Source organism: Pseudomonas sp. 24 E 13, assembly GCF_900004715.1.
In the GTDB taxonomy this organism is placed as follows: domain Bacteria; phylum Pseudomonadota; class Gammaproteobacteria; order Pseudomonadales; family Pseudomonadaceae; genus Aquipseudomonas; species Aquipseudomonas orientalis_A.
Window position 1 is genome coordinate 1 of sequence record NZ_CVTO01000096.1, and the last position, 9809, is coordinate 9809.

A 9809-nucleotide genomic window follows, 5' to 3' on the forward strand; every position below is an offset into this window, starting at 1 on the left:
GCTGGTCGACCGCCAGGGCCGCGTGCTGGATTCCGGCCTGCAAACCCAGGCCCCGAGCATGTTGCTCAACCGGGCCGCCACCAACAGTTTGCGTCGCATCAAGCAAGTCAAGCCGTTCCCCGAGCAGGCGTTCGGGGGCCGCAATGAGCAGCGCTTCACCGCCACCTTCAACTACAGCGTGCAATAAGCACGCGCCACCAGGACGACAGTGATGAAGTTCACCCGCATTCACCTGGCACTCGTTGCCGCGACCAGCATGACCCAGACAATGGTCATGGCCGACCCCGGCGACAGTGACGTCGGCACCATTGGGGTCCAAGGCAAAGCCAGCGCCGGGGGCGGTTACATGGTGCCCGAGGAAAGCATCAAGGGCCGCTCCACCGTGACCAAGGAGGCGCTGGACAAACAGACGGCGACGGGCAACGCCATCGACAAGCTCAAGTACACGCCGGGCCTGAACATTTCCAGCGAGGACAACACCGGCCTGTCGGGCTTTCGCTTCACCATGCGCGGCATGAACTCCGACCAGGTGGGCATGTCGGTGGACGGCATGCCGATCAACGATTCGGGCAACTATGCGCTGTATTCCAACCTGCTGGGCGACCCGGAAAACCTCGACCAGATCTTCGTCACCCAGGGCGCCTCGGAGTCCGACGGCCCGCACATCGGTTCCAGTGGCGGCAATATCGGCATCGTGACGATTCGCCCGACCAAAGAGACCGGCGCCTTCGTCAAACAGATCGTCGGCAGCAACGCCACGCGCAAGACCTTCGCCCGCCTCAACACCGGCGAAGTCAACGGCCTGAGCAACTGGCTGTCGGCATCCCATACCGAGGGTGATATGTGGCGTGGTTCGGGCGCCGTGCGCGCGGACAAGGTGGAATGGAACAGCTTCTTCGACGCCGGCAACGGCAACACCGCCAACCTGATCCTCAAGTACCACGAGCAGGACAACAACAGCTACAGCCAGTTGACCAAGGCGCAGTTCCAGCAAAACGGCCGCAAATACGACCCCTACCCGGCCACACCAACGGTGGGCGGCAACGGCAAGTACAACAGCTACTATGCCCTGGCGCAGAACCCGTTCCAGACCTTCACCGCCGTGCTCAACACCCAGTTCAAACTGGCCGACAACCTGGCCCTGTCGGTGATCCCGTATTACTTCTGGGGCAATGGCAGCGGCGTCGGCTCATCGAGTTATGCGCTCAACCGTGGTTCGAACCAGGGCGGCGTCTTCGACCTTGGCAATCTGCCAACCGCCGCCCAGTACAACGCCGACGGCACGCCGAACAGCGGCGTGTACTACCGCCCTTCGCGCACCCAGACCTGGCGTCCGGGCATCACCACCAAACTGACCTGGGACCTGGGCGACCACAGCCTGCAATTGGGTTACTGGTACGAGCGCGCACGCCAGAGCCAGACCCAACCGTTCATCCCGCTCAAAAGCAATGGCAAGCCGGTCGACACCTGGCCGGATTCCAACAGCGCCGTCGTCGACGCCAACGGCAACCAGGTCCAGGGGCGCGACCGCTTCACCGTGACCCCGGCGCAAAAAGTCTGGGCCCAGGACACCTGGTACATCAACCCGGACTGGACCTTCATCGCCGGCCTGGCCTACATGAACGTCGAGCGTGATGGCACCAACCACGGCAGTCTCAACGAACAACCGGAAAAACGTAACCAGACCTACAACAAACTGCTGCCCAACGCCGGCCTGAAATACCAGTTGGACGAGCGCGACCAGTTGTTCTACAGCCTGTCACGCAACATGCGCGTACCGCAGAACTACGCGCTCTATGACAAAGGCGCCGGCTCCATCGATCTTGAGCCGGAAACCAGCTGGAACCACGAACTGGGCTGGCGCTACAGCGGCGACGACATGACCCTGGCCGCAACCCTGTTCTACATGGACTTCAAGAATCGCCAGGTTTCGTCCAAAGACATCAATGGCGACTCCGCCGATATCAACGTCGGCGCCGTCACCAACAAAGGCCTGGAACTGGAATGGAGCGGCCTGCTGCCCCACCATTTCAACTACTACACCTCCTACACCTACACCAAGGCCGAGCAGCAGGACGACATGACCGTCTACAACGCAGGCCGGGCCATCCTGTTGCCCACCAGCGGCAAACAGTTCGCCAACGTGCCGAAGAACATGCTGGCGGCCAACATCGGTTACGACGACGGGCGCTTCTACGGCACCTTCGGCGGCAAATACACCAGCAAGCTCTACGGCGACCTGACCAACGACGAAGCCATTTCCGCGCGCACCGTGTTCAACCTTGGCGCGGGTATCTACCTGCCGGTCGACAAAAAGGTCGTGAAGGACGCCACCCTGCGCCTGAACGTCGACAACCTGTTCGACAAGAAATACCTGGACGGCGTGTACACCACCAAGACCAACGCCGCCAGCTACAGCGGTTTTCGCGATGGCGACCCGGCGTACATCGTCGGCCTGGACCGCACCGTCACCGTTTCGCTGGAAGCGAATTTCTAAGACTGACCCAAGAGGAACGCAAGCATGGATATGAACCTGCTTCACGACATCACCTTCTATGTGATGTATGCCGCGATGGCCATCGCGATTTTCATCGCCATCGAGCGCGGCATCTACTTCGCTTATGTGCGCCGCCAGGCTCGCGCCTTGATCGACGCCCTGGGCGCCACCGTGCACAGCGAACGCGACCTGCCCGAACCGCTGACCCGTCGCGACAGCCTGCCGCTGAACATGATCCTGCCGGTATTGGCCCAGAAGGCGTCCCACGGATCGCGCAAGGACCTCGACGACGAAATCGACACCCAGTACCTCAAGACCCGCGCGCCGCTGGCCCGCAGCCTGTGGATCATCGAGACCATCACCACGGCGGCCCCGCTGCTCGGCCTGCTGGGGACCATCCTGGGCATCATCGACACCTTCAAGGCCCTCGCCACCGCAGGCGTATCGGACCCAGGGCAGATTTCCGGTGGTATCGGCACAGCCTTGTTCGCCACCGGGCTGGGGATCGCCATCGCGCTGTTCTGCGTGGTGTTCCATAACTTTTTCCAGGACAGCCTGGAGCGCATCAATGACCAGTTGAAGATCCTGCTGATCCGCGCCTCCAGCGGGGCCCGCGCCCACGAAGAAGTGCCGCACCGCGTGCCCACGCCACTGCACAGCCGCACGGCCTGACCTGCACGGCGGGCGCGTCATGGCCCGCCTGTTCTTTTTGCGCAATGAGACGCTTATGTCCCTTTCGATGAAGTTGCGTGTCGCAGGCCTCGCCGGTTTGCTCCTCAGTCCGCTGGCCCTGGCGGACTTTTCAATTGCAGGGTTTGAACTGGTGCACACCGTGCCGGTGGACACCACACTGGGCACTGCCGATCTGCGCCAGCCGGGCCCGGTGTGGATCGAGCTGTTCGACGGCGCAAAAAACCGCATCGATATCGGCCAGTTCTACGCAGCCGACCATCCCGGCTCGGTGATGGACAAGGTCATCGAACACCTGGAAGCCGCCGGTAAACGCGGGGTGAAGATCCGTTTCCTGCTCGAAGAAAAAGGCATCAAGTTATCCGATGCGGCCACCCTCGAACGCTTGCGCGCCATTCCCAACCTGACCTTCCGGGTGCTGCCCTTCGGACAATTGAGCGGCGGGATCATCCACGCCAAATACATGGTGGTGGACGCCAGCCAGGCGTTTATCGGCAGCCAGAATTTCGACTGGCGCTCCCTGGAACATATCCACGAAACCGGGCTGCGTATCAGCGACGCAAGCGTGGTCGGCCAGGTCCAGGCGATCTTCGACCAGGACTGGCGAGCCCAACAGGCCCTCAGCGACAACCAACCGGTGCCACTGCCCACCGCCGGTCAGGCGCCTGCGCGTACCGGCAACTATCTGGTGGCCAGCCCGCAACGCTACAACCCGCCCGGCGTGGGCGATTCACAGCAGGAACTGCCGCGCCTGCTGGGCGAAGCGAAGAAGGAGGTGCGCGTGCAGTTGCTTGACTATGCGCCGCTGTCCTACGGACCGGATCGGACCCGCCCTTACTATGCAGTGATCGACAACGCCGTGCGCGCCGCTGCTGCGCGTGGGGTGTCGATCAAGTTGATGGTGTCCAACTGGAACACCGACCCGCTGGAACTGCCGTACCTCAAGAGCCTGGCGGTGCTGCCCAACGTGCAGATCAAAATCGTCACACTGCCCGAGGCCAGGCAAGGCTTCATTCCCTATGCACGGGTGATCCACAGCAAGACGATGGAGATCGACGGGCAAGTGGCGTGGGTCGGCACCAGCAACTGGTTGGGCGGTTACCTGGATAATTCGCGCAATCTGGAGGTGGTGATGCGCAGTGAGGCGATGGCCAGACGCGTAGGGCAATTGCATGAGCAGTTGTGGGACGGGCCCTACGCCAGAGCCTTGAACGTGACTGATGAGTACCCCGCCCCTCACCCTGGCCAGCATTGACCTCGAGCACCTGAGTAATGCTAGTGTGTGGAAATGTTTCTGACTTATCCGTCAGAAACACCCTACTCACTGCCTGCAAGGGAATGCCTCCAACCATGCACTTTCCACTGAAAAAACTCGTGACTGCCACGCTGTTCGCCGCCAGCCTTGCGGCGGTTACCACGCCTGCGCTCGCCAACATCACGGCTGAACAAAACACCACAATTCTGAAAAGTTTCGCAGACACATCCGTCAGCGATTTCCGCAGTTTCCTCGGCACCCTGGCCAAGGGCGACCTGGGCAAGTCCCGTGATATCGCCCCGGCCATCAGCGCCTTTCTCAATGACAAAACCCTGAGTACCGAGCAGCAGAACGAGATCAATCGCCTGCTTGGCATTTACACACGGGTCAAGTACGGCAAGGCGGCGCTGGAAACCTTGCGCGAACTGGTGGAAATTCCGACGTTCAACGTAGACGGCCTGCCGCAGTACAAAAACCCGGAATTCCTCAAGATCGCCGACAGAATCCAGGCCCTGGCCAAGTCCTTCAACCTGAACTTCCGTAACGTCGATAACCGCGTGTATGAAATTTCCCTGGAAGGCAGCGGTGACGAAGTGGTGGGCGTGCATGCCCACGCCGATGTGGTCCCGGTGACGCCGGAAAACTGGGTGCTGAAGGATGGCACCAGGCTGGACCCGTTCAAAGTCACGCTGATTGGCGACCGCATGTATGGTCGCGGCACCGAGGATGACAAGAACGCCATCGTCGTGGCGATGTACGCCATGAAGGTGATCAAGGAAGAAAAGCTGCCGCTGGCGCGCACGTTCAAGCTGCTGGTGGACACCACCGAAGAAACCTCCGGTGACGCCATTCCCTACTATTTCGAACGCAATCCCGTACCGAACTACAACCTGGCGCTCGATGGCGGTTACCCGGTGGTGATCGCCGAAAAAGGCTCGGGCACCGTCATGGCCACTTTCCCGGTGCGCAAGGGTGAAGGCACCGGCGCGGAAATTATCGCAATGACCGGCGGCAAGGCCACCAACCAGATTCCATCGGTCTCGGTCGCCACGCTGGTCAGCGATAACCCGGCTGAACTGGCGGCCAGCCTGCAGCAGGCCGGTAATGACTATGCCAGGCGCAACGGCGGCAATTTCAAGGTGAGCGCCCAGGTTGACGGCAAGAACGTCAAACTGACCGTCACCGGCGTGTCGGCCCATTCTTCGGAACCCGAATCCGGGGTCAACCCGGTGGCACGTATGCTGGAATTGATCCACAGCGTCGATGGCAAGATCGCCCTCAAGCACAACCACATCACGGATGCTGCGCAGTACGCGGCGGACAACTGGGGCCTGGATTACCTGGGTGGCAAATTGGGCGTGGGCTATGCCGATGACTTCATGGGGCCGCTGACCACCTCGCCGACCTTTGTCGGCCTGGATGACAAAGCCTTCAGGCTGGCAGTCAACCTGCGTGCGCCAAAGGGTAAAGCCCCGGAGGCACTCAAGGCACAGATCGAGCAGAAACTGAACGCCTGGAACACGCAAGCCAAGGTCAACGTCAACTTCACCTATTCGCTGGACAAGCCGATGTACCGCAACCCCGAAGGCGAGTGGGTAAAAGCCCTGCTGGCGGTGGCCACGGAAAACCTGGGCATGCAGCACAAGTTCGGCACATCCGCCGGCGCCACGTCCGTGCACGACCTGCCCAACGGCGTGCAATTCGGCCTGGCCCGCCCGGAAGAGAAGTACACCGGCCACACCGACGGTGAGTTCAAGACTGTCGAGCAGTTCCTGCTGGACCTGCAGATTGTGACCGAAATGATGGGACGCGTCGGCCAGTTGCCCAAGCTCTGATCCATTCTCGAGCCCGCCGCAACGGCGGGCTCTTCACGCCTGCAACATCAACATATCCTCAAAGAACCCACCGACCGGTTCGGTCGGATGGCACAGCTGGATCTCCAGCACCCAAGCCATTTCACTCGGCGGGATGTCCAGCTCCGCCAACTGTTTGCTCTCGAACAACGCATGGGGAAAGTCCGCCAGGCGATGTCCTGCCAGATTGCGTGCCAGCCGCCAGCCCTTGGCCACGGCGCTCTGTTCGGCGAAGTCGTAGAGTTCGCGCCCGGTCAGACCGCGCAGCCAGGCCTGGCGGGTTTCATCGAATACCTGGTGCAGTGCGGTGGTGCAGGCCAGGTGCAGGGGCGAGTCGCCGAAGACAAACGTGTCGCCATAGTCGCCTTCGTAGCCGTCCCACACCGGGCCAAGGTCGACCACCACGATATCGCTGGCGCGCAGCCTGCGCTGGCGATCGATACCCTCACGGGGCGGGCGCACCGTGTCGGCGCCAAACCGGATGTAGGTGGGGTGCCAGGTGTGCGACGCGCCCATGGCCTGCAATTGCCCGGCGGCCATTTCCAGCGCCTGGTCGGTGGTCATGCCGACTTTCAAGCGGCTGACGATGGCTGCCAGGGCGCGTATGGATTTCTCACGCGCCGCCAGCATGCCGTCCAGGGAATAACGCGGGCCGACTTTTTCCCAGATCGGGTCGAACGCCGGCGGTGCCGTTTCCGCGCTTGACCGACCACTGGCGACAAACGCCTCCGCGACGAACCGATGCACCGGCAGCCCCGCCTCCAGGCACTGGGTTCGCACCTGGCTGAGCATGGCGCCGTTCCCGCAGGCATAGACCTGGGCCACCTCCCAGCGATGCCCATGACTCAATGCAACCTCCTGCACCCTGCCCTCCGATGAGCGCACGGGATGCCAGCGAAACCGTGGATGTTCGAGCACTGCTTGATCCAGGAAGGCGCTGTCGTAGAAGTCCGCCGAGTGCGCGCCGCCCCAATACAACGTCACCTCGAGATCACGTTTGAGGGCGGTCAGCAGGATCGGCTTGATGCCGGCGTAACCGGTGCCCGTGGCGAACAGCACCACGGCCTCGGCGGCATCGTCCTGCCAGGTACAGGCACCGAACGGACCTTCCAGTTGCAGGCGGTCGCCCACGGCCAGGCCATCCAGGATGCCTTCGGAAAAGTACCCGCCGCTTACCCGACGAATCTGCAAAACCAAGCGCCCACCGTCCTCGGCAGGCAGGTTGGCAATCGAGAAACTGCGCGTATCGCCGTGCTCCAGGCAGAGCTTGAGGTACTGCCCTGCCCGCACTGCCACAGGTGCGTCGGGCAACAACACCAACTCGATAACAGCAGGGCCGATTGCCTGCTTGCTGAGTACGTGTGCGTCAAACACCAGCGCCGGCGTATCCAATGACCAACCGGGAATTTCCAGGCGCATGTCGGTGCAGGCACGGCTCTGGCACAACAGCATTTCATTGGCGGCCAGGGGGTAACAAGGCGCGGGCGCGTCCGGGGCCAGGCGCTTGGCCTGGTACTCGCCTTGGGTGACCACCACCTTGCACGAACCGCACGCACCACGGCGGCAGGAGAACGGCACGGCCAGGCCGCTGGCAAGCATGGCGTCAAGCAACAGCTCGTCGCCGGCCTCAAAGCTTTTGCCCGAGGGGGACAGTTCGATGACATGCCGCATAGCTGAGGACCCGAGAATGAGTGAAGCCTGATTGTTACGCTAGACTAGGCCCATTAGAACCTCCAGTTTTGGATACTTCAGATGGTCCAGATGCGTAAATGGCGCCCCTTACTCAAGCTCGACGCCGACTCGCCACACGCCTCCTACCGCAAAATAGCCGAGGGCCTGGTGACCGCAATTGTCGAGGGGCGCCTGCCGCCCGGCACCTTACTGCCAGGGACGCGGGAAATGGCGCAGTTGCTCGACGTCAACCGCAAGACGGTCATCCTGGCCTACGAAGAAGCCTTGACCAAAGGCTGGCTGATCAGCGAGCCGCGTCGCGGCACCTTCGTCAATGCCCAACTGACGCCCCAGCAACTGCCCGGTCATGCCCTGCAGTCCTTCGCGCCGCCCATTCTGGCGCAGCCGGTGGTGCCGTATTTCGCCCACAACGCCCAGGTCACCGCGCTGCAGCATCGGCATGACGCGCTGTTTTTCGACAACGGCACCAGCGACCACCGCCTGCTGCCGCAAGCGGTGTTGCACCGCCACTACCGCAATGCCCTGCGCAACAGCTTTGCCTCCAACACCGTACGCTACGGCAGCGAAGGCACCGGCCATCACTTGCGCCGCGCCCTCGCCGAGATGCTGCGCAGCAATCGCGGGCTGGCCGTCAACGCCGACAATATCTGCCTGACCCAGGGCACGCAGATGTCGCTGTACCTGAGTGCCAGTTTGCTGATCAAACCGGGCGACGTGGTACTGGTGGAGCGCTTGAGTTACCCGCCGGCGTGGGAAATTTTTCGTCAGTTGGGCGCGCACCTGGTCACGGTGGACATGGACGAAGAAGGTTGCCGTACCGACCAGATCGACCGTTTATGCCGGCAGCACAAGGTGCGCATGATCTACGTCACGCCGCATCATCAGTTCCCTACCACCGTCAGCCTGCACGCCGCGCGGCGGCAACAACTGTTGACCCTCGCTGCGTTGCACGACTTCTGCATCATCGAGGAAGACTACGACCACGAATTCCACTTTAACGGTCGCCCCTACCTGCCGCTTGCCAGTGACCGCTCCCAGCGCCACGTGATCTATATCGGCTCGCTATCCAAAGCCTTGGGCTCGACGTTTCGGTGCAGCTATATCGTGGCCCCCGCCGAGGTGGTTGAAGCCCTGCACCGCAATGCGGCCCTGATGCTGGGGGACGCCGACGCCGTCGCTCAGAAAATGCTGGCCGACCTGATCAATGAGGGTGAACTGAAAAAGCACCTGCGCCGCGTGTCGAAAGAATATCGAGGGCGCCGGGAGACGTTGCAAACCTGTCTGCACGAGTCGCTGGGCGATCGTATTCAGGTGCGCGAGCCCGAGGGTGGCCTGGCGTTGTGGGTGCGTTTCGAGGATGAGATCGACGTGGATCGAATGGTAAAAACAGCCCTGGGCCACGGACTGGTGGTGCGCAGCGGCCGGCAGTTCTCGCCGACGGGCCAGCCGGAGAATGCGCTGCGCTTGGGCTTTGCGTCGCTCAATCAGGCAGAAATCCGTCAGGCTACGTTGCGGCTGGCTCAAGCAGTGAATGCTGTTTAACACCATTGATCGTTCCCACGCTCTGCGTGGGAATGCCGCCCTGGACGCTCCGCGTCCTGCTTTCAGCGCAAAATACGGCAGGTGCGCAAGGTGACGCGGAGCGTCACGGGATGCATGCCCACGCAGAGCGTGGGAACGATCAATACGATCAGCGCTGTTATATAAATCGCAGACAAAAAAAAGCCACTCGCTTGAGTGGCTTTTTCTTTGAATTGGAGCGGGAAACGAGACTCGAACTCGCGACCCCGACCTTGGCAAGGTCGTGCTCTACCAACTGAGC

General features: G+C 61.8%; 6 protein-coding genes and 1 pseudogene. 6 read left to right on the top strand and 1 reads right to left on the bottom strand.

Going from position 1 to position 9809, the window contains the following annotated elements:
• The 5 genes and pseudogenes from BFP90_RS07005 to BFP90_RS07025 all read left to right on the top strand — a co-directional run.
• Nucleotides 1-187 (top strand): annotated as a pseudogene (locus BFP90_RS07005) (energy transducer TonB); the annotation flags it as partial.
• Nucleotides 188-211: 24 nt separating this feature from the next.
• Nucleotides 212-2497, top strand: coding sequence for a TonB-dependent receptor (locus BFP90_RS07010; protein ID WP_065891841.1), 2286 nt, complete (start codon nt 212-214; stop codon nt 2495-2497).
• Between the two features lie 24 nt (nt 2498-2521).
• Nucleotides 2522-3169 (top strand): MotA/TolQ/ExbB proton channel family protein, encoded by a 648-nt coding sequence (locus BFP90_RS07015; RefSeq protein WP_065896327.1) that lies wholly within the window; start codon nt 2522-2524, stop codon nt 3167-3169.
• 55 nt (nt 3170-3224) lie between these two features.
• Nucleotides 3225-4442, top strand: a complete 1218-nt coding sequence (locus BFP90_RS07020; RefSeq protein WP_065896349.1) for a phospholipase D-like domain-containing protein — start codon at nt 3225-3227, stop codon at nt 4440-4442.
• A 95-nt stretch (nt 4443-4537) separates the two neighbouring features.
• Nucleotides 4538-6277, top strand: coding sequence for a dipeptidase (locus BFP90_RS07025; protein ID WP_065896328.1), 1740 nt, complete (start codon nt 4538-4540; stop codon nt 6275-6277).
• 33 nt (nt 6278-6310) lie between these two features.
• Here the strand turns inward: BFP90_RS07025 and BFP90_RS07030 are convergent, their stop codons facing one another.
• The gene (locus BFP90_RS07030) at nt 6311-7966 is read right to left on the bottom strand and encodes a M24 family metallopeptidase (RefSeq protein WP_065896329.1); all 1656 of its coding nucleotides are present in this window, start codon (nt 7964-7966) and stop codon (nt 6311-6313) included.
• Nucleotides 7967-8047: 81 nt separating this feature from the next.
• Between BFP90_RS07030 and BFP90_RS07035 the strand changes: the two genes are divergently transcribed.
• Nucleotides 8048-9529 (top strand): MocR-like pyridoxine biosynthesis transcription factor PdxR, encoded by a 1482-nt coding sequence (locus BFP90_RS07035; protein WP_065896330.1) that lies wholly within the window; start codon nt 8048-8050, stop codon nt 9527-9529.
• Nucleotides 9530-9809: the final 280 nt, after the last annotated feature.

Coding starts and splice junctions, on each gene's coding strand:
- BFP90_RS07015 (WP_065896327.1), top strand. CDS start 2,522: ATGGATATGAACCTGCTTCACGACATCACCTTCTATGTGATGTATGCC.
- BFP90_RS07035 (WP_065896330.1), top strand. CDS start 8,048: ATGGTCCAGATGCGTAAATGGCGCCCCTTACTCAAGCTCGACGCCGAC.
- BFP90_RS07030 (WP_065896329.1), bottom strand. CDS start 7,966: ATGCGGCATGTCATCGAACTGTCCCCCTCGGGCAAAAGCTTTGAGGCC.
- BFP90_RS07020 (WP_065896349.1), top strand. CDS start 3,225: ATGTCCCTTTCGATGAAGTTGCGTGTCGCAGGCCTCGCCGGTTTGCTC.
- BFP90_RS07010 (WP_065891841.1), top strand. CDS start 212: ATGAAGTTCACCCGCATTCACCTGGCACTCGTTGCCGCGACCAGCATG.
- BFP90_RS07025 (WP_065896328.1), top strand. CDS start 4,538: ATGCACTTTCCACTGAAAAAACTCGTGACTGCCACGCTGTTCGCCGCC.